A 25,656-nucleotide genomic window follows, 5' to 3' on the forward strand; every position below is an offset into this window, starting at 1 on the left:
GGCGCCGAAGGCAGGCACGCGAAACGTCACCCCTCGGCGGTCCCGGTCCCTTCCCCCTGGGGCTTTCGGCGCCGGCGGCGGCGTTTTCGCTTCTTGCCCGAGCCGGCCGGCCGGTTCAGGTTCTCCAGGTACCTCTCCCAGTACCCCACCACCTCGTCCAGGTCCCCTGCGATCTCTGCCCAGGCGTTGAACCACTCCCAGGCCTCGGCGAACTCGGGCTTGCGCACGAACCGGCCCTTGGTGCGGTACGCCCTGCCCCGGGCGATGCGGTAGAGCGACAGCAGCAGCTCCCGGGCCTCGTGCCGGATGAACGACGACACATGGTAGCGCCGGCCCAGGGCCTCCACCGGCTGCCCGATGGCCTGCTGGGCCTCCTCCAGGTTCACCCCCGGCCGCAGGGGGTACCGGGCCGCCACGGTGGGCAGCGCCAGGGCGGCCAGGGTGCGCGACTCGGCCACGGGCCGCCCCTCCCGGGCCTGGGCGTCGAGCCGCTCCAGCAACGGGAACACCCCCTCCACCTCCTCCACCTCGGGCAGCAGGGCCTCGAACAGCCCCAGCCGGTGGGCCTGGGCCAGCACCTCGGCCAGGATGCCCCGCTGGGCCAGCTGCCGGAGCTCCTCCCGGAGCCGGGCCGGCGACGCCTCGGCGATGCGGGGGGCGTTTCGACGGATGCCGGCCTCGGTCTCGGGCTCGATCCGGAACCCGAGCCGCACCCCGAACTCCACGGCCCGGAGCATGCGCACCGGATCCTCGGCGAACCGCTCGTCCGGGTCGCCGATGATCCGGATCAGGCCCCGGCGCAGGTCCTCCAGGCCGCCCACGTGGTCGATCACGGTGAAGTCGGCCAGGTTGTAGAACAGGGCGTTCACGGTGAAGTCCCGGCGCCAGGCGTCCTCCTCCGGCGTGCCGAACACGTTGCCGGTGAGGTCCAGGTCCTCCGGGGGGATCTCGCCGGCCTCGGGCTCCTCGTCCCAGGTGGCGCGGCCCCGGAAGGTGCTCACCTCGATGATCTTCTCGGGCTGGCCCTTGCGGCGGAAGTAGACGTGCACGATCCGGAACCGCCGGCCGATCAGCCGGCAGTTGCGGAACAGCCTCCGGATCTCGCTGGGGCGGGCGTTGGTGCCCACGTCGAAGTCCTTGGGCTCCCGACCCAGCATGAGATCGCGCACCGCCCCGCCCACCAGGTAGGCCAGGTATCCCTCCCGGCGCAGACGGCGCAGGATCCACAGCGCGTCGGGGTCGATGAGCTTCCGGCTGACCGGGTGCTCCGAGCGGGGCAGCACCACGGGGTGAGAGGATTGGGGTTCGACTGCGTCTTCCATGTAACTCCGGTCGTTGGTCGTCAGTCGTTGGTCGAAAGTTCGCCTCGACATCTACGTCGAGGGGCAAGGGGCCTGGTGGAGCGCCGGGCGTGGCCGCATCAGGGGCCAGAGTTCAGAAGGCAGTAGACAGGAGAACTGCAGGAGCGATTCCTCCTGTCTTCTGTCCGCCGACTCCTGATTCCTGAAATGCAGGCCCCATGCCCCCCAAGGCTTTGGCGATGACCTAGGAGCCTAGCTGACCAGCCGCCCAGCGGACCGAAGGCCCCAAAGAGGCCTCCGAGCGAACGTGCAGGCGTCATCTTATCACACGGCGGCCCGGCGCTGCTGGGGCGAAATCGGCGCTGCCGGGGCGGCGAGCCGCGGGCCGAGGGTCATCGATCGGTGCCGTTCCCTTCGGGCTCGGGCGGCCTGGGGGGCGGTTCCGGACCGGCCCCTCCCGGTTCGTCGTCCTCCCCCCCCGGGCCGGTCTCCTTTTCCTCCTGCTTGGCCCCCTTGGCCTGGTTCCGGTCCCGCAGGCGCCGGTCGAGCTCCTCCAGGGCCTGGTCCACAATGCCGTTGACCGTTCCGGGCTCCCCGGGCTCGCCGGCCCGCAGGCCGGTCAGGATCTCCATGCCCTGGTCCACGGTGCGCACCGGGTAGATGTGGAACCGGCCCTCGGCCACGGCCCGGACCACCTCGGGGTCCAGCACCAGGTGGCGCACGTTCGCCTCGGGGATCAGCACCCCCTGCCGGCCGGTCAGGCCCACGGCCTTGCACACCCGGTAGAACCCCTCGATCTTCTCGTTCACCCCGCCGATCGCCTGGATCTCGCCGTTCTGGTTGACCGATCCGGTCACGGCGAGGTCCTGGCGCAGGGGCAGGTCCCCGATCCTCGACAGCAGGGCGTACAGCTCGGTGGACGAGGCGCTGTCGCCGTCGATGCCCGAGTACGACTGCTCGAACGCGAGCGAGGCCGAGAACGACAGGGGCCGGTTCCGGCCGAACCGGTTGCGCAGGTACCCGGCCAGGATGAGCACCCCCTTGTCGTGGGTGGACCCCGAGAGCCGGGCCTCGCGCTCGATGTTGACGATGCCCGCCGTGCCCATGCCCAGGCTCGCCGTGACGCGGGAGGGCCGGCCGAAGGCGTAGTCGCCGATGGCCAGCACGGCCAGGCCGTTGACCTGGCCGACCTTCTTGCCGTCCACGTCCACCAGCAGCGTGCCCTCGGCGATGAGCTGGCGGATGCGCTCCTCCACCCGGTTGCCCCGGAAAATCCGGTCCTCCAGGGCCTGGCGCACGTGGTCGGCCCCCACCCGGTCGGCCCCGGCCTCCAGGGCGAAGAACCCGGCCTCCCGTACCAGATCGTCCACGTCCTCGAGCACAGCCGAGATCTTCTCCTTGTGCTCGGCCCTCCGGGCGCCGAACCACACCACCTGGGCCACTCCGCCCCGGTCGAACGGAGGCAGACCCTCCACCCGGCAGATGTGGGCGATCCGCTGGGCGTAGGCCACCACGCCTTCGCCGTTGCGGTCGGTGTCGGGGCCGAAGTCGGCCACCACCTTGAAGCACTCGCTGAATTCGGGGTCCCAGTACGAAAGGATGTGGAACAGCAGCCGGCTGCCGTACACCACGATGCGGGTGTCCACCGGCACGGGTTCGGGCGTGAGCCCTGCCACGCTCAGGAAGTTCAGGGGCTGGTAGCTCTCGATCTCCACGAGCCCGCTGCGCAGGACCCGCTTGAGGTTCTTCCAGACGAACGGCTCGGTGATCGCGTCCTCCAGGTTGAACACCAGGTAGCCCCCCGAGGCCTGGAGGATCTTTCCGGCCTTGATGCGCGTGAAGTTGGTCACGAGCTTGCCGGTCTCGTCCACCACCTTCTCCACGGCGCCGAACAGGTTTCGGTAGGTGGGGCTCTCCTCGGTGAGCACCGGCGCCGACTCCCGGCCCTCGTTGTCCACCACCACGTTCACCCGGTACTCCAGGAACCGGTCGGCCTGCATGGCCTGCAGGAACGGCAGGGGGAACGGGAGCTGGGGCTTCTCCTCCTGCTGCCGGAACTTCTCCAGGTGCTCGAGGGTGTGGTCCCGCACCGCTCGGAGGTACTCGGCCACCCGGGGGTTGGCGTAGCGGGCCCGGATGGCCTCGATCAGGGGATCCACGATCCGGGCCGCATACACCTTCACGATCTCCTGAACCTCCCGACCCAGGGCGTCCATCAGCTCCTTCTGGCGCTTGAACAGGTCCCGGGCCTCCCGGCCCAGGGCCTCCTGGGCCTCCCGGATCCGGGCCTTCTCCTCCTCGGGCAGGGCCTCGTACTGGGAGGGATCCTCGATCGGCTTGCCGTCGATCAGGGGGATGAACAGCAGTTGGCCCTGGGGCGTGGGCTGCACGACCAGCCCCTTCTCCCGGGCCGATGCCTCGAACCGTTCCCGCAGCTCCCGGATCTGGGCGTCGTACTTCTTGGACAGGGCCTCCTTTTCCTGCTCGAAGGTCTCGGTCTGGAACGCCTCGGGGATCTTCCGACGCAGCGTCTCCACCAGGTCTTCCATGTTCCGGGCGAGGCGCCGGCCCTCCCCGGGCTCGAGCCGGAGGGCCAGGGGACGGTCCGGATCCCGGAAGTTGTACACGTACACCCAGTCCGGGGGCGGGGGCAGGGGGGGGAGGCACTCGCGCACCAGGTCCCGGAGCTGGGCCTCCTTGCGGTTGCCCGTGAGGCCCAGCACGAACACGTTGTACCCCGGCGCGCGCATGCGCACGCCCAGCCGGATGGACCGCAGCGCCCGCTCCTGGCCCAGGGGGCTCCGCCGGGGCTCCACATCCTCGGTGGTCTCGAACGGGAACTCCTCGGGCCGGATCACCGGGCCGAGCTGTTCCGGGCCGAGCTCCCTGGGCTTCCGGGCCCGCCTGCGCTTCATCGGGCCACCTCGATCCGGCCGCGTTTGCGGATCTCCACCACCAGCACCCCGTCCCGCAGCCGGGCCTGGACCGTGCCGGGATCCGCGTCCGCCGGCAGGCGAAACGTCCGGCGAAAGGATCCGGAGGGCCGCTCGGCCAGGTGCCGCACCGCGCCGGAGCCCGGCTCCCCCAGGGCCCGGGTGCCCTCGATGCGCAGGGTGCCGGCCTCTGCCGTGATGTCCAGGTCGCCGACCCGCACCCCGGGAAGGTCCACCTCGATCCGGTACCGGTCCGTCTCCTCGGTCACGTCCACCGGCGGGATCCATGCCGGGCCGGAGGGGCGGCCCCCCCAGGCGGTGTGGACCAGGGTGTCGAACAGTCGGTCGATCTCATGACGGCACGAGATCCAGAACAGCTCTCGGCTCATCGGACACCTCCTGCCCGCATTATAAGCCGGCGGCAAAACAGGTGTGTTTCCTCTGAGGGCGGGGCAAGGGACCTGCCTCCGGCCGGGCGCAAGTGCTCCAAGTCTCTAGTTTCTAGTCTCTAGTCTCTAGTTTCTGGTCTCCAGTCTCGCCGGTCAGCGGCCCAGCCAGGTGGTCAACGGCGGCCAGAAGCTCACCAGCAGGAGGTCCGCCAGGAGCACGAGCAGGAACGGCATCACGGCCCGGCTGATCGCGGCCACCCGCTCGTTGGCCAGGGTGCAGCTCACGATCAGGCAGATGCCCAGCGGCGGGGTGAGCATGCCGATCGCCAGGTTCATCACCACGATCACCCCGAGCTGGGTGAGGTCCACCCCGAGCTTGGGGGCCAGGGGGACGATCACCGGCACGAGCAGGATCAGGCTGGCGGTGGTCTCCACGAAGGTGCCGGCCACGAGGAGCACGGCGTTCACCAGGAGCATCAGCACCACCGGATCGTCGGTGAGCCGGAGCAGGGCCGTGCTCAGCCGGGCCGGGATGTCCTCGATGGCCAGGAGCCACGAGAACGCGCTCGCCGCCGAGATGATGAACAGGATCACGGCGGCCGTGATGGAACCCCGCACCAGGATGGCCGGCACGTCGGCCCACCGGAGTTCCCGGTACACGAACCGGCCCACCACCAGGGCGTACCCCACGGCCACGGCCGCGGATTCGGTGGCCGTGAACACGCCGCCCAGGATGCCCCCCAGGATCACCACCGGCGCGCCCAGGGCCCAGAGGGCGTCCCGGAAGCTGTGCCAGACCCGGCCCAGGGAGAAGGCCTGGCTCGAGCCGTATCCCCGGCGGCGGGAGACCAGGGCCGACACCGCGATCAGGCTCACCCCCATGAGCACCCCCGGCAGGATGCCGCCGGCGAACAGCCGGCCGATGCTCGCCCCGGTGAGGAACCCGAAGATGATCATGGGGATCGAGGGCGGGATCACCACCCCGATGCTCCCGCCCGCCGCCTGCACCGCGCCGGAGAAGGCCGGGGCGTAGCCCCGCGAGATCATCGCCGGCACCAGGATGCCCCCCACGGCCGCGGTGTCGGCCGCGGCCGAGCCGGAGATACCGGCGAAGAACATGGCCGACGCCACGGCCACGGCCGCCAGACCCCCGGGGAGCCACCCCACCAGGGAGTCGGCGAACGCCACGATCCGGCGCGAGATCCCCCCGGTCTCCATGAGCCCCCCGGCGTACAGGAACAGGGGCACGGCCATGAGCGGAAACGAGTCCACCCCCCCGTACATCCGCTGCACGGCCGTGATCAGGGGGAAGTCGCCCTGGTAGGCGAAGGCCGCCACCGAGGCGAGCCCGATGGCCACCGCGATGGGCACATCCAGCAGGAACAGGCCGGCCAGCAGGCCCAGCAGCACCCCCGACACGCTCACCGGGTCCGCTCCGCTCCGGTCACGGCCGCGGCCAGGTCGGCCAGGGCGTGCAGCGCCAGCGCCGCGCCCCCCAGGGGAACCACGGCCGCGGGAACGCTGCGGCTCAGCCCTGTGGCGCTCATCACCCCCCTGCGGGCGAACCAGGTGAACTCGGCGCCGTACACCGCCAGGAACACCCCGAACCCGATGCCGCAGGCGCACCCGAAGGCCCGCACCCATCGCCGGGCCCCGGCCGGGAGCCGGGCCACCGCCACGTCGATGCCGATGTGGGCGCCCCGGGCCCAGGCGGCCGACGCCCCGAGGAAGGTCAGGGCGATCAGGATCATGCGGCCGACCTCCTCGCTCCAGAAGATCGAGTGGTTCAGTCCGTACCGGGCCACCACCTGGGCCAGGGTGAGGGCGGACATGGCCAGGGCCAGCAGGCACAGAACGGCCTCCACGGCCCGGTTCAGGGCCGTGGAGGCCTGCAGGAGCCGCCGTGTCATCCGCTGATCTCTCCCCGGTTCTGGGGGACGACTACCGGGTGGCGGCCAGGAACTTCTCGAGGAGCTCGGCCGTGCCGGGCCGGCGGAACATGTCCAGGTCCTTGAGGCCGGTCACCTTGGCCCGGAACGAGTCCAGGTCGGGGTGCTCGTCCACCACCATGCCGGCCTTCTTCAGCTTGGCCAGGAAATCGGCCTCGTTCGACCGGTTCCAGTTGCGTTCGTACCGGGCCGCCTCCCGGGCCGCCTCGGTCAGGAGGTCCTGGGTGGCCTTGGGCAGGCCGTTGAACCAGCCCAGGTTGGCCACGACCGCGTGGGCCGAGTACACGTGGCCGGTGAGGGAGAGATACTTCTGGACCTCGTAGAGCTTGTAGGTCCAGGCCACCCACAGGGGGTTCTCCTGGCCGTCGATCGTGCCCTGCTCGAGCTCGGTGTAGATGGGCCAGGCCATGGGCGTGGGGTTGGCCCCCAGGGCCCGCCACAGCTCCTTGTGCAGGGTGCTCTCCATCACGCGGATCTTGAGCCCCTTGACGTCGTCCACCGTGTGCACCGGCCGAACCCGGTTCGTCAGGTGCCGGAAGCCGTTCTCGGTGAACGCCAGACCCTTGAACCCGGCCGGCTCCATGCGCTTCAGGATCTCGGCGCCCAGCGGGCCGTCGAGCACCCGGTCCACCTGCTCGTAGTTCTTGAACAGGAACGGGAACGCCACCACGTCCACCTCGGGCACGAACGCGTCGATCGGCCCCAGGGTGATGATGCCCATCTGCACGCTGCCCATCTGGATCTGCTGGAGGATCTCCGTCTCCGAGCCCAGGGAGGCGCTGTGGTAGATCTTCACGGTCACGTCCCCGCCCGAGCGGGCCTCCACGACCTCCTTGAGCTTCTCGGCGGCCACGTTCTGGGCCGAGCCGGGCTTGGTCACCACCCCCAGCTTGATCTTCACCCCGGCGGTCGCCGGAGGGGCGAGGACGAGGGCCGTGAGCAGGGCCAGCAGAGCCTTTCGCATGGGGAGCCTCCTTGTGTGTTGGGGACGTAGCGGATCAAAGGGACCGAAGAAACAGCGAATAGACACTAATCCCGAGGGTTGGGGAAGTCAACGCGGGAGGAGGCGGTCGCCCGGGCCAGCTCCAGGGCGAACACCGAGCCGTCCGGGCCGGTCTCGGCGAGCTCCAGGGTTCCGCCCATGCGCTCCACCGCCCGACGGGCCAGGGGAAGGCCCATGCCCAGGCCCGTCACCTCGCGGGTGTCGCCCGAGTCCACCTGGTGGAACGGCTCGAAGATCCGCTGCCGGTGCTCCTCGGGCACGCCGGGGCCGGTGTCCCACACCTCGAACCGCACCCGGTCGCCGTGGCCCCGGACCCGCAGCCCCACCCGGCCCTCCCGGGTGAACTTGACCGCGTTCTCCACCAGGTGCCCCAGGGCCAGCCGCAGCCCCTCGGGCTCCCCCTGCACGGGCGGGATCGGCCGGTCCAGGTCGGCCTCGAACCCCAGGCCCTTTCCCGCGGCCAGGTCCTCCCCGCTCCGGATCACCTCGGCCACCACCGGTTCGGGATCGAACGCCTCCGGCGCCCCCAGGGCCACGGCCGCCAGCTTGGCCGCGTCGAGCATCTGGTCGATCATCTCCACCAGCCGCTCCCCGTGGCTTCGGATGCGGGCCAGGGTCCGGCGCTGCTCGGGGGTGACCGGTCCGTCGATCCCGTCGCTCAGGAGGTCGGCGAACCCCAGGATCGCGTTCAGGGGGGTGCGCAGCTCGTGGCTGACCTGGGCCAGGAACGCCTCCTTGACCCGGGCCGCCTCCTGGGCCCGGCCGAACGCCTCGGTCAGGGCGCGGTTCTGGGCCTCGAGCCGTTCGGCGAGGGCCTGGAGCCGCTCGTTGGCCTGCACCAGGGCCTGGTTGCGGGTGTGGAAGTAGGCGTCCAGGGCCAGCTGGAGGTCCAGGAACACCACCTTCTCCAGGGCCTCGATCCACCGCACCGCCTCGCTTCCCGAGATCCCCTCGGCCCTCAGCACCTCGGCCACCAGTTGCAGGAACTTCCGGTACGCGCCGGTGTACCAGGGGGGCTCGAGCCCCACCCGCTCGTGCACGAACCCGATCCGGAGGCGCTCGTGGAAGTACCGCCGGTCGTAGGGTCCGGCGAGCAGGGTGCGGAAGTACCGGGTCTGCACGGTCCGCAGGTGCTCGCGCACCCCCGACCGGGCCATCAGCTCCCGCGTCTCGGGTCGCTTCAGGAGGAACCGATGCCACCGGTCCACCAGGTGCTCGAGCCGCGGCTCGAGCACCTGGGCCAGCTCTGTCAGGGCCTTCCGGTCCGCGGCCGACAGCTCCAGGAACCCCAGCCGGGACCGGCGGGCCCCGGCATCGAGACCCAGCGTCGCGGTCCAGTCCCGGCGGGTCACGACGCGGCCCTTTCCCGGGGGGGCGGGGGCGGGAGCAGCAGGGCTCGGAGCGCCTGCCTGCCGCCGGTGGCGCCGGCCAGCACCACCCCCCGTTCCTCGCGGACCCACGCCCCTCCGCCGAGGGCCAGCAGCCCCAACCCCAACACGAAGCAGGCCGATCCGGTCCACACCAGGGGCTGGCCCGGGTCCCGGGTGATCTGGAACCCCACCCAGCCGAAGCCGTAGGGGTCGGTTCCCCAGGCGGTGAGGTAGACGCGCACGCCGGCGTGGACCAGGGGCTCGTTCACCGCGATCACGGCCTGCCGCACGGTCTCGCCGCCGGGGCCCAGCACCCGGACCCGGGCCTCGACCCTCCGGAGCTGGGGATCCCGGAACCCCAGGGGGGTGAGGGAGACGGGGCCGTCGTCCCGGTTCTCCCGGGAGAACGGGCCCAGCGTTCCCCGGGGGCTCTCGACCCAGAAGGTCAGGTTCCCGGTCTCGGGGTCGAACCGCCCGATCCGCACGGTGAGGTCGATGCCCGGCACCTGGACCCGGCCGCCCTCGCGGGTCACCACCTCCCGGGTCGGCCCGTTCCGGGGACCCAGGCGGACCTTCAGGGCGATGGGGTAGTACTGCTGCCGGAACCCGTCCACCCTCAGGCGAAACGGCAGGGCCCGCTCCTTCTCCAGACGCCAGTCGAACGCCGTGCGCGTCTCGTCGCCCACGTACACGGTCTGGGTGGCCACGAACCCCGCCAGGCTCCCCAGCAGGGCTCCGCCGAAGATCACCGGGAGCGACAGATGGGTCAGGGGGAACCCAAGGAAGGCCCACGGCCGCCGGGACGCCCGCAAGGGGGATGCGGAGCGGATCCGAAACCCCGCGGCCCGGAGCCGGTCCGCCATCCCGGGATCCGGGGGGCCGTCCACCCGGATGCGGGCCGTGCCGCGCCCCCGGAACGCCCTCCACCCCTCGACGGATCGGCCCAGGGCGCAGGTCAGGAGGTTCAGGGTGAGCAGGACGAGGAGGCCCCGGTAGAGGGGGGAAGCGAAGAACCGCGGGAACCCCAGGGCCACGAGCCAGGGCCCGGCTCGGGGAAACCGCTGGAGGAACGCGGCCCGGTCGAGGTTCTGGGGAAGGACGGTGGCGAGCGCGGCGGCCAGGGCCAGCACCAGCAGCAGACCCACGCACAGGCGCACCGAACCCAGGCGACGCAGCAGCCGATTCATCGGACCCTCGCGGAAAGGGCCGATGCTAGGGACGGCTCGGCGGTCGTGTCAAGCCCGTGCGGCCGTGGCCAGGGCCTGGTGGACGGCGTCGAGGAGCTCCCGCCGGCTGAACGGTTTCTTCAGGGTGACCACCCCGCGGAACGTGCGGGCCGTGGACAGGAAGTTGAGCTTTCCGGTGCGGCCCCCGCCCGAGGTGGCCACGATGGGCAGCCGGGGAGCTCGCTCCCGCAGGTCCTTGATGAGCACGAGCCCCCCCTTGTTGGGCATGAGGATGTCGGTGAACACCAGGTCCGGCTTCCACCGCTCCCACACCCCCATGGCCTGATCCCCGTCCGCGGCCACCTCGACCTCGTGCCCCGCCTGCTCGAGCATCTGGCGCACCACGTCGCGCACGTGCTCCTCGTCTTCCACCACCAGGATCTTGGCCATGGACTTCCCTCCTTCGTGATCGAAAGCTCCGGTAGGCCGCGAGGGCGGCCCGTTTGCGAAAAAGGAACCTGCATCGACCCCCGCGCAGTCTCGGCGGTGGGGCATGGGGTCCGCTTCCGGCCGCGCGCGAAGCCGGGCATGAGATTCGCCGCGCGGCGAGCTAAGGAGCCGCACGCGGCTCTCCACCAGACCCCATGCTCTCCGAAGCGCTGGCGGCGGCTCGAGAGCCGCCTGGCTGCCTAGCCGCCTAGCGGGCCGAAGGCCCGAAGTTACTTGGAAGCGGACCGAAGCCAGCGAAATGCCGCGCCTTGTGCCAAAAGCAACGGGGTTGGGTCACCATCTGTCCACCGGCCTCTGTCTTCTGACCTCTGATCCCCAGACCCCATGCCCCGGGCTGTGATGCTGTGACGCGCAGCCCCACCTAAAGTGCCGGGAGATAAGAGAGGTCTTTGGCCTCCCAGCGTTCCAGCCTTCCAGCCTCCCAGCAGGCCGAAGGCCTAGGGTAGTGGTTCCGCCGGGAGGAACGCCTCGAACAGACTACCCCGGCCTGGTTCGCTTTCAACCCGCAGCGCTCCTCCCGCCGCCCGCACCACGCCGTAGACCACCGAAAGCCCGAGCCCCGTGCCCTCGCCCACGGGCCGGGTCGTGAAGAACGGCTCGAAAATGCGATCCAGGATGCCGGGGGGCATGCCGCATCCCGTGTCGGACACGGCCAGGCGGTGATACCGGCCGGGGGCCAGGTCGGGGGGCAGCCCCGGGTCCCCTTCGGGAAACTCCCGGGTGGTCACCTCGATCTCCACCCGGCCGCCCCGGGGCCCCAGGGCCTTCACCGCGTTGGTGGCCAGGTTCAGCACCATCTGCTGGGCCTGGGCCGGGTCGAGGGAAACCGGACACGGCCGGTCCGGGACCCGCAGGCTGACCTCCACCGCCGATGGGGTGGTCGCCCGAAGCAGGTCCGCGGCCATCTCCGCCTCGGTGCGCAGGTCGGCCCGCTCGACACCGGCGGGGTCCGACCGGGAGAACTGAAGGATCTGGGCCACCAGACCCCGGGCTCGCTCCCCGGCCTGCTGGATCCGCTCGAGGTGCCTGCGGCCGGGGCCGTCCGGGGGGACCACGGACTCCAGGAGCTCCGCGCTGCCCAGGATGCCCATCAGCAGGTTGTTGAAGTCGTGGGCGATCCCCCCGGCCAGGGTGCCTAGGGCCCGGAGGCGGTCGGTGCGGGCGCGCTCCCGTTCCCATTCCACCTCCCGGGTCACGTCCCGGAAGATGCACACCCCGTGGAGGAAGGTGCCGTCCTCGGCCCGCACGTTCGTGGCGGCCGCGTCGAGGATCACCTCCCGGCCGTCCGGCCGCCGTTTCGTCACCCGTCCCCGCCACCGACCGGTCTCGGCCAGCTGGCGGTGGGCCGCCTCCAGGTCGAACTCGGGATCGGCGGTCTCCAACACCGTGCCGAGCCGTCGGCCCCGGGCCTGTTCCACGGGCACGCCGGTGATCGCCTCGTAGGCGGGGTTGGCCGAGAGGATCCGGCCGCGGCCGTCGGCGATCACGATGGCGTCGGAGGCATGGGCCACGGCCAGGGCCATGCGCTCCCGCTCGGCCTCGGCCTCCCGCCGGGCGGTGATGTCGCGGATGATGGCCACCTTGTACCGCCGGCCGTCCCGTTGGATGGGGGTGTTGACCACGTGGTACCAGCGGCCGTCGTCCGGGCTCTGCACCTCCCAGGTGTGGGAGCGGTTCTGGCCGATGACGATGTCGTTCACGCACCAGGGGCACGGCTCGTCCAGGTCGTGGAGGACCCGGTGGCAGCGTTCCCCGGTGGCGTCCCGTCCCGTCCGGCGGATCAAGGCCGGGTTCATGTAGACCACGGTGAGGTCTTCGGAGCAGACGTAGACGAGGTCCTCGGTGGCCTCCACCACGGCTTGGGCCCAGTGGGAAGCGGGCTCGGTCCCGGCGGGGGAGGGATGGGTTGGGGGCTGGGCCATGCAGAGGGGCCTCCGAAAGCGGATCGGGGGGCACCGGCGGGGCGGCGATGGGCGCCGTCCTGGGGACACCCGGTTTGTTTCATCGGCCGAGGGTTTGTTCCGCTTGAGCCGATGCTCAAGAAGTTTTTGCTCTAGATGTAAGAATATTATAAGAGGCGCAAAAAAGAAAAGGCCTGTGGGCGCTCCGCCCACAGGCCTTTCTCGGATTCAAGGGCAGGACTTAGAACTCGTCCATGCCGGCACCCGGAGCCGCCGGGGCCTTCTCTTCCTTGGGCAGCTCGGCCACCATCGCCTCGGTGGTGAGCAGCAGGCCCGCCACGCTCGCGGCGTTCTGCAGGGCGGTGCGGGTCACCTTGGTCGGGTCGATGATCCCGGCCTCGAGCATGTCCACGTACTCTTCCTTGTAGGCGTCGAAGCCCTCGGCCATCTTGCGGCCCTTCACCTCGTTCACCACCACCGAGGGCTCCAGGCCGGCGTTGGCCACGATCTGCCGCAGCGGCTCCTCCAGGGCCCGCTTCACGATGTTCACGCCCACCAGCTGGGAGTCGGCCAGCTTCAGGTCGTCCAGGGCGTCGATGCACCGCACCAGGGCCACGCCGCCGCCGGGCACGATGCCCTCCTCCACGGCCGCCCGGGTGGCGTGCAGGGCGTCCTCGACCCGGGCCTTCTTCTCCTTCATCTCGGCCTCGGTCGCGGCGCCCACGTTGATCACGGCCACGCCGCCCACCAGCTTGGCCAGCCGCTCCTGGAGTTTCTCGCGGTCGTAGTCGGAGGTGGTCTCCTCGATCTGGGCCCGGATCTGCTTCACCCGGTCCTGGATCGCCTCGGCGCTGCCCGCGCCGTCGATGATGGTGGTGGTGTCCTTGTCGATCCGCACGGTTTTGGCCCGGCCCAGGTCGGTGAGCTGGGCGTTCTCGAGCTTCAGGCCCACCTCCTCGCTGATCACCTGGCCGCCGGTCAGGATGGCGATATCCTGGAGCATGGCCTTGCGGCGGTCACCGAACCCGGGGGCCTTCACGGCGGCGCACTGCAGGGTGCCCCGCAGCTTGTTCACCACCAGGGTGGCGAGGGCCTCGCCCTCCACGTCCTCGGCGATCACCACGAACGGCTTGCCCGTGTTGGCGATCTTCTCGAGGATGGGCAGGAGGGTCTTCATCGAGCTGATCTTGCCGTCGTGGATCAGCACGTAGGCGTCCTTGAGCTCCGCCTCCATGCGGTCGGCGTTGGTCACGAAGTAGGGGCTGATGTACCCACGGTCGAACTGCATGCCCTCGACCACGTCCAGGGTGGTCTCCATGCTCTTGGCCTCTTCGACCGTGATCACGCCCTCCTTGCCCACCTTGTCCATGGCCTCGGCGATGATCTCGCCGATGGTGGCGTCGTTGTTGGCCGAGATCGTGCCGACCTGGGCGATCTCCTTGCGGTCCTTCACCGGCTTGGAGATCCCCTGGAGCTTCTCGACGCACTTCTCCACCGCCGCGTCGATGCCCCGCTTGATGTCCATGGGGTCGTGACCCGCGGCCACCAGCCGGGAGCCCTCGCGGAAGATGGCCTGGGCCAGCACCGTGGCCGTGGTGGTGCCGTCACCGGCCACGTCCGAGGTCTTGGAGGCCACCTCCTTGACCATCTGGGCGCCCATGTTCTGGAACTTGTCCTTGAGCTCGATCTCCTTGGCCACCGTGACGCCGTCCTTGGTCACGGTGGGGCTGCCCCAGCTCTTCTCGATGATCACGTTGCGGCCCTTGGGGCCGAGGGTGGCCTTCACGGCGTTGGCCAGGGTGTCCACACCCTTGAGGATCGCGGCGCGCGCATCCTGGGCGTATTTGATCTCCTTCGCTGCCATGGTCGGTTCCTCCTTCTACGGGAAAATGGGGACGGCGCTCTCGGTTAGCCCTCGATCACCGCCATGATGTCGTCTTCGCGCATGATGAGCAGTTCCTCGCCCTCCACCTTGATCTCGGTGCCGGCGTACTTGGAGAACAGCACCTTGTCGCCGGGCTTCACGTCGAGGGCCTGCAGCTTGCCCTCGTCGTTCTTCTTGCCCGGGCCCACGGCGATGATCTCGCCCCGCTGGGGCTTCTCCTTGGCCGTGTCGGGGATGATGATCCCACCGGCGGTCTTCTCCTCCTCCTCGAGGCGCTTCACGATCACGCGGTCCTGCAGGGGTCGAAGTTTCATCGGCTTCCTCCTTCGCGCTGGTATGGGTGTTGCGGACCGTTCGAAGTAGCACTCGACGCTGGTGAGTGCTAACGGGCGCGAAAGATAACCAGGCCGTGTGCGGGCGTCAAGGGGGGACGGGCAAAAAAAGTGGGGGAGCGGCGACGCCGTCGAAGAGGCAAGAAAGAAAAAGGGCCACCCGGTGGGTGGCCCTTCTCGAAAACTGGCGGGAGCGACGAGACTCGAACTCGCGACCTCCGGCGTGACAGGCCGGCGTTCTAACCAACTGAACTACGCCCCCGCAATCGGGTGAATGCGGTTTGTGCTCTGGTAGGCGGAACAGGAGTCGAACCTGCGACCTCCGGCTTGTAAGGCCGGCGCTCTCACCAACTGAGCTATCCGCCTGGGAACTGCGACGTCAGGCGACCTTGTCCTTGAGCGCCTTGCCCGCCTTGAACTTGGGGGTCTTCCCGCCGGCGATCTGGATGGTCTCGCCCGTGCGGGGGTTGCGGCCGGTGCGGGCCTTGCGCTCGGACACGCTGAACGTCCCGAAACCCACCAGGGTCACCTTGTCACCCTGCTTCAACGCATCGGTGACCGTGGCCGTGAACGCGTCGAGGAACCTCTTTGCCGCCGCCTTCGACGTGTTGGCCTTCTCCGCCATGGCTTCGATCAGTTCCGCCTTGGTCACGGCCTTCCTCCTTGTTGGTGGGTCCAGGAACAGGCGCGCGTTATATCAGGGCGCCGGTTGGGGTGTCAAGGGGAAAATGGCTCTATTGCAGGGCTCGCGGGCCTTCGTCGTCCAGCCGGGGGGCCGGCTCGGGCGGCAGGCCCAGGATCTCCTCCACGGTGCGCACCCGCGGCCCGGGCCCGGACAGGATCGCCTCGGGGTCGCCGGTCTCCAGGGCCTTCTCGAGCACCTGGTCCATGTGCTCCACGTACACCAGGTCGAGGTCGGCGAGCACGTTGCGGGGCAGGTCCAGGTCGGCGACGTCCTTTTCGTTCTCCTGGGGTAGAAGGACCGTGGTCAGGCGGCCCCGGTGGGCGGCCAGGAGCTTCTCCTTGATACCGCCCACGGGCAGCACCTTCCCTCGCAGGGTGATCTCGCCGGTCATGGCCACGTCGCGGCGCACCGGGATCCCGGTGAGGGCCGAGGTCAGCGCCGTGGCCATGGTGATGCCGGCTGAGGGGCCGTCCTTGGGGATGGCCCCCTCGGGCACGTGGATGTGGATGTCGAGCTTCTGGTAGAAGTCCCGCTCCACCCCCAGCCGCATGGCCCGGCTGCGCACGTAGGTCACGGCCGCCCGGGCCGACTCCATCATCACGTCCCCGAGCTTGCCGGTGATCGTGAGGTTCCCCTTGCCCGGCAGGAGGGCCACCTCGATCCCGAGCAGTTCGCCGCCGGTCTCGGTCCACGCCAGCCCGGTGGCGTAGCCCACCTCGCTCTCCTCCTCCTTGACCCCGTACTTGTACTTGGGCGCGCCCAGGTACTTGTGGACCACCGAGGGGGTGATGCGGTGGGTTTTGGCCTTGTCCCGGCCCTCGGTCACCACGGCCTTGGCCACCCGGCGGCAGACCTTGGCGATCATGCGCTCCAGGTTGCGCACCCCGGCCTCCCGGGTGTAGCGCCGGATGATCTCCAGGAGCGCGGCGTCGGTGAACCGGATGCGCTCGGGGGTCAGGCCGTTGGCCTCGATCTGCTTGGGCACCAGGTGACGCTTGGCGATCTCGAGCTTCTCGAGCTCGGTGTACCCCGCGATCCGGATCACCTCCATCCGGTCGCGCAGGGGCTCGGGAATGTTGGGCAGGTAGTTGGCCGTGGTGATGAACAGCACCCGGCTCAGGTCGTAGTCCAGGTCCAGGTAGTGGTCGTTGAAGGTGTCGTTCTGCTCCGGGTCGAGCACCTCCAGCAGGGCCGAGGCCGGGTCCCCGCGGAAGTCCATGCTCATCTTGTCCACCTCGTCGAGCAGGAACACCGGGTTGGAGCTGCCGGCCTTGCGCAGGCTCTGGAGGATCTTGCCCGGCATGGAGCCGATGTAGGTGCGCCGGTGGCCCCGGATCTGGGCCTCGTCGCGCACCCCGCCCAGGCTCAGGCGCACGAACCTCCGGCCCACGGCCCGGGCGATGGACCGGGCCAGGCTGGTCTTGCCCACCCCCGGCGGGCCCACGAAGCACAGGATGGGGGACTTGGTGGTGCCCACCAGCTTGAGCACGGCCAGGTACTCGAGGATGCGCTCCTTGACCTCCTTGAGCCCGTAGTGATCCTCGTCGAGGATCTTCTGGGCCTCGGGGATCTCCACCTTGTCCTGGGTCAGCTCGTTCCAGGGCAGCTCCAGGATCCAGTCGATGTAGGTGCGCACCACCGTGGCCTCGGCCGAGAGCGGCGACATCATCCGGAGCCGCTGGAGCTCCTTGCGCGCCTTCTCCTTGGCCTCGTCGGGCATGTCCTTTTCGTCGATCTTCTTGGCCAGCTCCCGGAGCTCGGCCTGGGCGTCCTCGCCCTCGCCCAGCTCCTTCTGAATGGCCTTCATCTGCTCGTTGAGGTAGTACTCCTTCTGGGTCCGCTCCATCTGCTTCTTGACCCGGCGCTTGATGCGCTGCTCGAGCTCCAGCACCTCGGTCTCGGCGCGCATCAGCTCGTAGAGGCGCTCGAGTCTGCGGATCGGGTCGGCGGTCTCCAGGAGCTCCTGCTTGTCGGCGGTCTTGAGCGACAGGTGGGAGGCGATCGTGTCCGCCAGCCGGCCGGGCTCCTCGATGGTCTCGGCCGAGCCCACCAGCTCGGACGGGAGCTTGCGGTTGAGCTTCACGTACTCCGCAAACCCCTCCACCACGGTGCGCATGATGGCCCGGGCCTCGGTGGACTCCTGGTCCGGCTCGGGCAGCTCCTCCACCTGGGTCAGGAAGTACCGGTCGGTGGACAGGAAGGCGCGGATCCGGGCCCGCCGCTTGCCCTCGACCAGCACCTTCACGGTGCCGTCCGGGAGCTTCAGGAGCTGGATGATGGCCCCGATCGTGCCCACCTCGTGGATGTCGGAGGGCTCCGGGTCGTTGATCTTGGCCTCTTTCTGGGCGGCCAGCAGGATGTCCCGGTCCCCGGCCATGGCCTCCTCCAGGGCCGCGATGGACTTGTCGCGGCCCACGAACAGGGGGATGACCATGTGGGGGAACACCACCACGTCCCGCAGGGGGATCAGGGGCAGGGCCCGATCCCGGGCAAACCAGCGTTGCATCATGGGAGTCGTTTGTCCTCAGGCCGTGCCCACCCGGCCGGCCTCGCTTTCCTCGAAGCAGAAGATGGGGCGTTCCTTGCGGGTGATCACGTCCTCGTTGACGATCACCTCGCGCACGTTCTTGAGGCTGGGCACCTCGTACATCACGTCGAGCATGACCGACTCGAGGATCGCCCGCAGCCCCCGAGCCCCGGTGTTGCGGCGCATGGCCTCGGCCGAGATGGCCCGCAGGGCCCCGTCGGTGAACTGCAGCTCCACGCCCTCCATCTGGAGGAGCTTCTGATACTGCTTGACCAGGGCGTTCTTCGGCTCGGTCAGGATCCGAACCAGGGCCTCCTCGTCCAGTTCGTGCAGGGCCGCGTGGATCGGGATGCGGCCCACGAACTCGGGGATCAGCCCGAACTTGACGAGGTCCTGGGGCTCCACCAGGTCGAGCATGCCGGCTTTGCGCTTCTCGGCCCGGGAGGTCACCTGGGCCCCGAACCCGATCGACTTCTTGCCGATGCGCTGCTCGACGATGTCCTCCAGGCCCACGAACGCGCCGCCGCAGATGAACAGGATGTTCTTGGTGTCGACCTTGATGTAGTCCTGCTGGGGATGCTTGCGGCCGCCCTTGGGGGGCACGCTCGCCACGGTGCCCTCCAGGATCTTCAGCAGGGCCTGCTGCACCCCCTCACCGCTCACGTCGCGGGTGATGCTGGGACCCTCGGACTTCTTGGCCACCTTGTCGATCTCGTCGATGTAGACGATGCCCTTGGAGGCCTTGTCCACGTCGTAGTCGGCGTTCTGCAGCAGGTTCAGGATGATGTTCTCCACGTCCTCGCCCACGTACCCGGCCTCGGTCAGGCTGGTGGCGTCGGCCATGGCGAACGGCACCTGGAGCATTCGGGCCAGGCTCTGGGCCAGCAGGGTCTTGCCGCACCCGGTGGGGCCCATGAGCAGGATGTTGGACTTCTCCAGCTCCACGTCGTCCCGGCTGCGCACGGGGGAGTGGATGCGCTTGTAGTGGTTGTACACCGCCACCGAAAGGATCTTCTTGGCCTTTTCCTGTCCGATCACGTACTCGTCGAGGAAGGCCTTGATATCGGCCGGGGACGGCAGCTCCTCGCCCAGGCCCTCCGGCGTCGCGGACTCCTCCGCGATGATGTCGTTGCACAGGGTGATGCACTCGTCGCAGATGTAGGCCGACGGGCCCGCGATGAGCTTGCGGACCTCGTCCTGGCCCTTGCCGCAGAACGAGCAGTACAGCCCCCCGCCTTTGCCTTTCCTGGGGTTCACGTTTAGCCCTCTCCCGGGCGACCGGATCGCCCTCTATGTGTCGGGTCGTCGTTCGATGACCTTGTCGATGATACCATACTCAAGGGCCTGCCTGCCGTCCATGAAGAAGTCCCGCTCGGTGTCCCGGGCCACGGTCTCCACGTCCTTGCCCGTGTGATGGGACAGGATCCGGTTGAGCTCCTCCCGGAGCCGCAGGATCTCCCGGGCGTGGATGTCGATGTCGGTGGCCTGGCCTTGGAACCCTCCCATGGGCTGGTGGATCATGATCCGCGAGTGGGGCAGGGCCCAGCGCTTGCCCTTGGCCCCGGCGGCCAGGAGCAGCGCCCCCATGCTGGCCGCCTGGCCCAGGCACAGGGTGCACACGTCGGGTCGAACGTACTGCATGGTGTCGTAGATGGCAAGGCCGGCCGTCACCAGCCCGCCGGGGCTGTTGATGTACAGGAAGATATCGGCCTTGGGGTCCTCGGACTCCAGGAACAACAGCTGGGCGATCACCAGGTTGGCCACGGCGTCGTCCACGGGCGAGCCCAGGAACACGATCCGGTCCTTGAGCAGCCGGGAGTAGATGTCGTAGGCGCGCTCGCCCCGGCCGGTGCGTTCCACCACGAACGGAATCAGGTTACTCATCGGCCGTCTCCCCTCGCTCGATCTCCTCGGGGTCCACCTCTTCCACGGTGCACCCCTCCACGACCTTCTCGATGACGCGTTGCTCCAGCAGGTAGTTGCGCAGGCCGTCGATCCGGCCCTCCTGCTCGAAGAAGCTCTTCACCAGCGACACCGGCCGGCCGTCGGCCTCGGCGATCTCGCGGATGCGGTTGTCCACGTCCTCGTCTGTGATCTCGATGCCCTCGGCCCGTGCGATGGCCCCGAGCAGGTAAGCCCACCGCACGGTGCGCTCCGCGGCCGCCCGCTGGGAGTCCCGGAGCTGGGCCTCGTCGATCCCGATCTGGGCGAGGTCGAGGCCCCGCATGGCCAGGTCCTCCTTCATCCGGGCCAGGGTGTACTCGAGCTGGGACTGGACCTGGCTGGGGGGCACCTCGAAGGGGTTGGCCTCGAGGAGGGCGTCGATCAGCCGATCCCGGAACCGGCCCTCGGCCGCCCGCTCCTTCTCCTTGCGGATCTCGTCGCGGATGCGGTCGCGCAGCTCCTCCAGGCCCTCCACCTCGGCCACGTCCTTGGCGAACTCGTCGTCCAGCTCGGGCAGCACCCGCACCTTGACCTCCTTCACCGTGACCCGGAAGCTGGCCGTCTTTCCGGCCAGGGCCTCGTTGGAGTGGTCCTCGGGGAAGGTGATCTCCACGGTGCGTTCCTCGCTGGCCTTGGCGCCCTTGAGCTGCTCCTCGAATCCGTCCACCAGCACCCCGGCGCCGAGGATCACCGACCGGTCCTCGGCGCTGCCGCCCTCGAACGGCTCGCCGTCCACGGTGCCCTCGAAGTCCATGACCACCATGTCGCCGTCCGTGGCCTCGTGCCCCTCGGGCGCCGGCTCGTAGGTGGCCCGGCGCCGGCGAAGCTGCTCCAGCTGGGCGTCCACCTCGGCCTCGTCCACCTCGACCCTCTCCTTCTTCAGGGTGAGGCCGGCGTACGTGCGGGCCTCCACCTCGGGCCGTACCTCGACCACGGCGGTGTAGGCGAGGGCGCCCTCCTCGGGCATGGACTGGATCTGGATGTCGGCGTCCGAGACCGGAACGATCTGCTCCTTGACGAGGGTCTCCCGGTAGGTGTCCTCGATCAGGCGGCCGATCACGTCGGCCCGTACCCGCTCACCGTAGTGGCGCCGGATCAGGGAGAGCGGGGCCTTGCCCTTGCGGAAGCCGGGCAGGGTCACGGAGCGGCGGACGTCCCGGAGGGCAGCCTCCTCCTCTCGGGCCACCTCGTCGGCCGGGATCTCCACCGAAAGACGCTTCTTCACGGGGCTGATGGACTCGACCTGTGTCTTCATGGGCTGATCTCCTTCAGGGGCGCGCAGACACCCGGCCGTCCCCGGGGTCGCCCGGCGTGCCGGTGAACGACGAGACACAAGGGGGGAGGCGCGGGATCCGGAGGAACGAAATGGTGCGAGAGGGGGGACTCGAACCCCCACGGGCTAGCCGCTGGATCCTAAATCCAGTGCGTCTACCAGTTCCGCCACTCTCGCCTGGATTCGGTCTGGTCTTCCCGTGCGGGGGATGGGGTCGATGCACCGCTGGCCGCAATACCGAAGTCGTGCCCACGGCCCGCGGATCCAAATCGTGGGGCAACTGAGAACGGGGTGGGCATGGTAAACGGCGCCGCCCCACCGGGGCGGCGCCCGTCGCCTGCGAAGTGGTGAGCCGTCAGGGACTCGAACCCCGAACCCGCTGATTAAGAGTCAGCTGCTCTACCAGTTGAGCTAACGGCCCACGACTGTGGAAGCGCGAACGGTACCGAACCCCCCACGGGTTTGTCAAGGCCCCTTTCGCCAGGAAATTTCCGTCCCCGGTTCGGCAGGCCCGCGGCCCCGGCTCCGGAAGATTGCCACGGCCCCGGGGTCGACGTAAAGTGCGTTCGGCGTGGGGCCGATCAGAAACCGGTTCGGCCGCGTTTTTTTCAGGTGTCGAGGAGGTGCGCAATGCAGAAACGGCGTCGGACCCGGGTGAGCACCGGCAAGGAGGCCACGGTGGAGTGGGCCGGGGGCCGGCTGCAGGGGGGGCTGCGGGACGTGAGCCTCAAGGGCGCCTACGTTTGGGCCCTGGGGGAGGCCCGGCCGGCCGAGGGGGAGGAGGGCACGGTTCGGATCCATCTGGATCCGCACAACCCCGCCCTGGACCTCGAGATCCGGTGCCGGGCCGTGCGGGTGGAGGGCGACGGCGTGGCCCTGGACTTCCTGGAGGTGCCTGCCGAGGTGTTCCCCCACCTGTTGCGGCTCGTGCAGTACAACGCACCCGACCCCGACGGCATCGAGGAGGAGATCCTGGCGCCCGCGTTCCGTCGGGAAGATCCCGGCGGGGAGTGAGGGGGGTGCCCGCCGGGTTCCCGCCGGCCGACGCCATGGGGGTGGAGCTGGCCGAGCAGCCCGGGGTCTGGCGTGCGCTGCTGGGCCGGTTCGCCGAGGCCCGGGCGGCGGTGGGGGTCGCCCTGGGGGGGCGGCCGGTCGAGCGGGTGGTGGTGGCCGGGTGCGGCGACTGCCATGCGGCGGCCGAGTGGGCCGAGTGGCTGTGGGAGCCCAGTCTACGGGTGCGGGGGCTCTCGGCCATGGAGCTCAGCCGGGCCAGGCTGCACCTGCTCGGGCCCGGCACCCTGCTCGTGGCGTTGAGCGTGTCGGGAAAGACCCCAAGGGTCCTCGAGGCCGTGGCCTGCGCCCGGGCCGGTGGAGCCCGGGTGCTCGGTCTGACCGACCACCCCGCCTCCCCCCTGGCCCGGGAGGCCGACGCCGTGTTCTGCCTGGGGGCCTCCCCCCCGGAGGCGCTGGACCGCACGGACTACAAGAACCCCCGGGCCGCCGTGTACTCCGGGTACCACCGACCGGTTCCCCAGACCAAGACCTTCGGGGCCATGCAGCTGGCCCTGGTCGCGGTGGGCCAGGCCCTGGGGGCCGGCGAAGGGGGAGAGGCGTGGGGGGAGCTCCCTGGGGTCGCGGGCCCTGCGGCCGAGGCCGCTGCCGCGGCAGGGGCGCGGGCGGCCGCGGCCGCCCGGCCGGGATGCCGGATCGCCGTGGCCGGCACCGGACCGGGCCTGCCCGCCGCCCGGTTCGCCGCCTACAAGTTCCTGGAGCTCGTGGTGCCCGCCGGCCACGGGGAGATCGAGGAGTTCTGCCACACCTGGTACCTCACCACCGAGCCCGGCGACCTGGTCCTGTTCCTGGTCCACGACGAGGCCACGTATGAGCGCGTGGCCGAGATCGTGCCGGTGGTGGAAGGGGAGATCGGGGCGGTGGTGCAGGCCCTGTGCACCTGGGCCCCAGCCGGGGAGGCGCCGGGCTGGGCGGTGGGGCTCCCGGCCGTGGGGGGGCGGGTGGCGGGGATCCTGCTTCCGTTCGCCGCGGCCCACTGGGTGCGGGCCGTGGCCCGGGCCTGGGGCGTGAACACCGATCGCTTCCGGGCCGGCAAGGACGAGGAACGCTACGTGGCCGGGTCCACCCGGATGATCCGCCGGTCGAGGCTGCGCGTACCCGGCGGCGGGTTTCCCGGGCGCGACGACGCCTGAGGGCTTCCAGGTAACTTCCGCTAGGACGCTAGGAGGCTGGGACGCTGGAAGGCTTGAAAACCTCCCGGATTCCAACGCGTTTTAGGCAGTGCCACGCCACTTCGCCTCTTCTTCATGATCTCGGGGGGCTAGAGGCCTGGTGGAGCGCCCCCTCCCGACTCACGGGCCGAGGTTCCAAAGATTTTTCTAGTTTCTAGTCTCCAGTTTCTAGTCTCTGGACGGCCCCGCAGGGGCCTGAGGGGGCTTCCCAGCCTCCCAGCTTCCCAGCCTTCTAGCCTCCCAGCCTATACCACCTCCGCTCGCCGGTCGATCAGGGACCGGTCGCCCGAGCACACCGCGGCCGTGTCCATCTCCACCTGGGGCACGGCCTCGGCCACGAACCGCTCGGCCAGGGCCTCCCGGCCGGGGTCGGCCAGCAGGTCCCTCAGGAGCAGGTACCCTGTGAGCACCAGGGTCTCCGAGTGGCACAGCCGCCGGGCCATCAGGTCCTGGTAGTCGCCCTCCCTGCGCTCGGCCACGTAGGCCACGGCTCGGGCCAGATTCTCCCGGGCCCGGCCCAAGGCCTCGGCCAGGTCCCGGGCCCGGCCCTGGTACGGCAGGGCAGCCAGCCGGTCCACCAGGGGATCGAGCACCCGGTTCATCACCCCGCCCATGGCCGCCACGTACTGCAGCTGGGTGGTACCCTCGTAGATGTTCGTGACCCGGGCGTCCCGGCAGTGGCGCTCCACGTCGTAGTCCTTCATGTACCCGCTGCCGCCGTGGATCTGGAGGCTGTCGTAGGCCACCTCGTTGGCCACCTCGGTGGAGTAGGCCTTGGTGAGCGGCGTCAGCACCGAGGCGATGCGGTCCCACCGCTTCGCGCCGGCCAGGTCCCCCGAGCGCTCGCACCCGTCCCGTAGGTCCACGTACCGGGTGGTCTCGTACAGGAGCGCCCGGGCCCCGGCCAGCTTGACCCGGGAGCGCACCAGCATCTCGTACACGGCCGGGAACTCCTCGATGGCCCGGCCGAACTGCCGCCGGTTGGCCGCGTACTCCCGGGCCGATCGGTAGGCGGCCTCGGCGATGCCCACGGCCTGGGCGCTCACCCCCACCCGGGCCCCGTTCATGAGGGACATGACGTAGCGGGTGAGCCCCCGGCGGCGGGCCCCCACCAGCTCGGCCGGGGCGTCGTCGAACTCGATCTCGCAGGTGGGCGAGCCGTGGAGCCCCATCTTCTCCTCAATCCGGCGCACCCGCACCCGGGGCCCAGCCTCGCACACGAACATGGACAGGCCCCGGCCGTCCCGGGTGCCCTCCTCGGACCGGGCCAGCACCAGGATGATCCGGGCGCAGCCGTTGGTGATGAACTGCTTCGTGCCGTTCAGGCGCCACTGCCCGGTGGCCGGGTCCTGCCAGGCCCGGGTGCGCACGGCCTGCAGGTCGCTGCCGGCGTCGGGTTCGGTCAGGGCCATGGCCCCGTCCGCCTCGCCCGAGGCCAGGCGGGGCAGGTACCTCTCCCTTTGGTCGTCCGAGCCGAACCGAAGGATCGTCTCTCCGATCTCCTGCAGGCCCACCAGGTTGTGCAGGCTCGCGTCGGCCCGGGCCACCATCTCCATCATCAGCGAGTACACGGTGTTGGGGAAGTTCAACCCCCCGTACCGGCGGGGCAGGGTCACTCCCATGAGCCCGGCCTGCCGGAACTCCTCGAGGCTCTGGCGGGTGCCCTCGGCGTAGCACACCCGGCCGTCCTCGAACCGCACCCCCTCCCGATCCACCGAGCGGGCCCGGGGCGCGATCTTGCGCGCGCACAGCTCCCCCACCATGGCCAGCACCGCCTCGTAAAGGCCCACGGCCTCCTCGTAGCTCCCGGGGGCCTCCGGGAAACGGTCGCGCTGGGTGAAGCCGGCTTCCCGAAGCCTCACCGCCTCGGCCAGCTCGGTCTGGCCCAGGCGGAAGGAGAGCTCGGGGTTGTCGAGGAAGAAGTTCTCGGCCATGGGGAAACCCTCCGGGAGAGCGAAAACGCAGGGGGTGCTTGTAGCATCCGGCCCTGTGCGGGTCAAACGGCTGGGCCGGCTGCGGGGGCCCGCCCTCCTCCCGGGGACCGGACGAAACAGGGCCCGGTCCTCGCCAGACCGGGCCCTGGGAGCCGGGTTGCCCGCCCCGGGGCAACCGTGCGATGTTCGTTGGCGGAGGTGGATGGGAATCGAACCCACCGGCGACGCTGTTCACGCCGCCCACCGGATTTGAAGTCCGGGAGAGCCACCAGTGCCCTGGCCACCTCCGCGGCGCATTGTAGGGGTGCCGG

20 protein-coding genes and 5 tRNA genes are annotated in these 25,656 nt (G+C 69.9%); 2 read left to right on the forward strand and 23 right to left on the reverse strand.

The features are described from left to right. Positions 1-26: 26 nt before the first annotated feature. From pcnB to DEFCA_RS0118135, 21 genes are all read right to left on the reverse strand, one after another. Positions 27-1,322, reverse strand: coding sequence for a polynucleotide adenylyltransferase PcnB (gene pcnB, locus DEFCA_RS0118035; protein WP_035802960.1), 1,296 nt, complete (start codon positions 1,320-1,322; stop codon positions 27-29). Between the two features lie 371 nt (positions 1,323-1,693). Further along, positions 1,694-4,216 carry a Lon protease family protein gene (locus DEFCA_RS0118040; RefSeq protein ID WP_025324398.1) on the reverse strand — a complete coding sequence of 841 codons (2,523 nt, stop codon included), beginning with the start codon at positions 4,214-4,216 and terminating at the stop codon, positions 1,694-1,696. Further along, complete coding sequence (locus tag DEFCA_RS0118045) at positions 4,213-4,623, reverse strand: Hsp20/alpha crystallin family protein (RefSeq protein ID WP_025324399.1); 411 nt, start codon at positions 4,621-4,623, stop codon at positions 4,213-4,215. Before DEFCA_RS0118045 ends, DEFCA_RS0118040 begins: the two co-directional genes overlap by 4 nt. A 153-nt stretch (positions 4,624-4,776) precedes the next feature. Then, a complete protein-coding gene (locus DEFCA_RS0118050) occupies positions 4,777-6,042 on the reverse strand; it encodes a TRAP transporter large permease (protein WP_025324400.1) in 1,266 nt (421 codons plus the stop codon). 2 nt (positions 6,043-6,044) lie between these two features. Next, positions 6,045-6,533 carry a TRAP transporter small permease gene (locus DEFCA_RS23820; protein WP_025324401.1) on the reverse strand — a complete coding sequence of 163 codons (489 nt, stop codon included), beginning with the start codon at positions 6,531-6,533 and terminating at the stop codon, positions 6,045-6,047. A gap of 31 nt (positions 6,534-6,564) precedes the next feature. Next, the gene (locus DEFCA_RS0118060; protein ID WP_025324402.1) at positions 6,565-7,536 is read right to left on the reverse strand and encodes a TRAP transporter substrate-binding protein; all 972 of its coding nucleotides are present in this window, start codon (positions 7,534-7,536) and stop codon (positions 6,565-6,567) included. 65 nt (positions 7,537-7,601) lie between these two features. After that, on the reverse strand, positions 7,602-8,927 hold the full coding sequence (locus DEFCA_RS22515) for a protoglobin domain-containing protein (RefSeq protein WP_025324403.1): 1,326 nt from the start codon (positions 8,925-8,927) through the stop codon (positions 7,602-7,604). Continuing rightward, positions 8,924-10,132: a cytochrome c biogenesis protein ResB gene (locus DEFCA_RS0118070; protein WP_025324404.1), complete on the reverse strand. Its 1,209-nt coding sequence runs from the start codon at positions 10,130-10,132 to the stop codon at positions 8,924-8,926. The genes DEFCA_RS22515 and DEFCA_RS0118070 overlap by 4 nt, the downstream gene beginning before the upstream one ends. A 48-nt stretch (positions 10,133-10,180) precedes the next feature. Then, positions 10,181-10,561, reverse strand: coding sequence for a response regulator (locus DEFCA_RS0118075; protein ID WP_025324405.1), 381 nt, complete (start codon positions 10,559-10,561; stop codon positions 10,181-10,183). Between the two features lie 497 nt (positions 10,562-11,058). Further along, positions 11,059-12,543 carry an ATP-binding protein gene (locus DEFCA_RS19890; protein ID WP_025324406.1) on the reverse strand — a complete coding sequence of 495 codons (1,485 nt, stop codon included), beginning with the start codon at positions 12,541-12,543 and terminating at the stop codon, positions 11,059-11,061. Between the two features lie 220 nt (positions 12,544-12,763). Continuing rightward, complete coding sequence (gene groL / locus DEFCA_RS0118085) at positions 12,764-14,386, reverse strand: chaperonin GroEL (RefSeq protein WP_025324407.1); 1,623 nt, start codon at positions 14,384-14,386, stop codon at positions 12,764-12,766. Between the two features lie 44 nt (positions 14,387-14,430). Beyond that, positions 14,431-14,721 (reverse strand): co-chaperone GroES, encoded by a 291-nt coding sequence (gene groES / locus DEFCA_RS0118090; protein WP_025324408.1) that lies wholly within the window; start codon positions 14,719-14,721, stop codon positions 14,431-14,433. A 203-nt stretch (positions 14,722-14,924) separates the two neighbouring features. Next, positions 14,925-15,001, reverse strand: a tRNA-Asp gene (locus tag DEFCA_RS0118095). A gap of 27 nt (positions 15,002-15,028) precedes the next feature. Further along, positions 15,029-15,105, reverse strand: a tRNA-Val gene (locus DEFCA_RS0118100). A gap of 13 nt (positions 15,106-15,118) precedes the next feature. Further along, positions 15,119-15,391: an HU family DNA-binding protein gene (locus DEFCA_RS0118105; protein ID WP_025324409.1), complete on the reverse strand. Its 273-nt coding sequence runs from the start codon at positions 15,389-15,391 to the stop codon at positions 15,119-15,121. 82 nt (positions 15,392-15,473) lie between these two features. Next, entirely contained in the window at positions 15,474-17,933 is a 2,460-nt protein-coding gene (gene lon / locus DEFCA_RS0118110) for an endopeptidase La (protein ID WP_084319446.1), read from the reverse strand. Positions 17,934-17,948: 15 nt separating this feature from the next. Next, entirely contained in the window at positions 17,949-19,208 is a 1,260-nt protein-coding gene (clpX, locus tag DEFCA_RS0118115) for an ATP-dependent Clp protease ATP-binding subunit ClpX (protein WP_025324411.1), read from the reverse strand. Between the two features lie 33 nt (positions 19,209-19,241). Next, a complete protein-coding gene (gene clpP, locus DEFCA_RS0118120) occupies positions 19,242-19,835 on the reverse strand; it encodes an ATP-dependent Clp endopeptidase proteolytic subunit ClpP (protein ID WP_025324412.1) in 594 nt (197 codons plus the stop codon). Beyond that, the gene (tig, locus tag DEFCA_RS0118125) at positions 19,828-21,150 is read right to left on the reverse strand and encodes a trigger factor (RefSeq protein ID WP_025324413.1); all 1,323 of its coding nucleotides are present in this window, start codon (positions 21,148-21,150) and stop codon (positions 19,828-19,830) included. The genes clpP and tig overlap by 8 nt, the downstream gene beginning before the upstream one ends. Positions 21,151-21,261: 111 nt before the next feature. Next, positions 21,262-21,345: transfer RNA gene (locus DEFCA_RS0118130), tRNA-Leu, on the reverse strand. A gap of 168 nt (positions 21,346-21,513) precedes the next feature. Beyond that, positions 21,514-21,589, reverse strand: a tRNA-Lys gene (locus tag DEFCA_RS0118135). 209 nt (positions 21,590-21,798) lie between these two features. On the opposite strand from DEFCA_RS0118135, the gene DEFCA_RS21115 reads away from it, so the two are divergent. Together DEFCA_RS21115 and DEFCA_RS24470 are read left to right on the forward strand one after the other, a co-directional pair. Further along, positions 21,799-22,182, forward strand: a complete 384-nt coding sequence (locus DEFCA_RS21115) for a PilZ domain-containing protein (RefSeq protein ID WP_025324414.1) — start codon at positions 21,799-21,801, stop codon at positions 22,180-22,182. 5 nt (positions 22,183-22,187) lie between these two features. Beyond that, entirely contained in the window at positions 22,188-23,372 is a 1,185-nt protein-coding gene (locus DEFCA_RS24470) for an SIS domain-containing protein (protein ID WP_025324415.1), read from the forward strand. Between the two features lie 284 nt (positions 23,373-23,656). On the opposite strand, the gene DEFCA_RS0118150 is transcribed toward DEFCA_RS24470, so the two are convergent. Beyond that, positions 23,657-25,345 (reverse strand): acyl-CoA dehydrogenase family protein, encoded by a 1,689-nt coding sequence (locus DEFCA_RS0118150; RefSeq protein WP_025324416.1) that lies wholly within the window; start codon positions 25,343-25,345, stop codon positions 23,657-23,659. Between the two features lie 190 nt (positions 25,346-25,535). Beyond that, positions 25,536-25,633, reverse strand: a tRNA-Sec gene (locus DEFCA_RS0118155). Between the last annotated feature and the right edge of the window lie 23 nt (positions 25,634-25,656).

Origin of the sequence: Deferrisoma camini S3R1, assembly GCF_000526155.1 — a bacterium.
GTDB lineage: Bacteria > Desulfobacterota > Deferrisomatia > Deferrisomatales > Deferrisomataceae > Deferrisoma > Deferrisoma camini.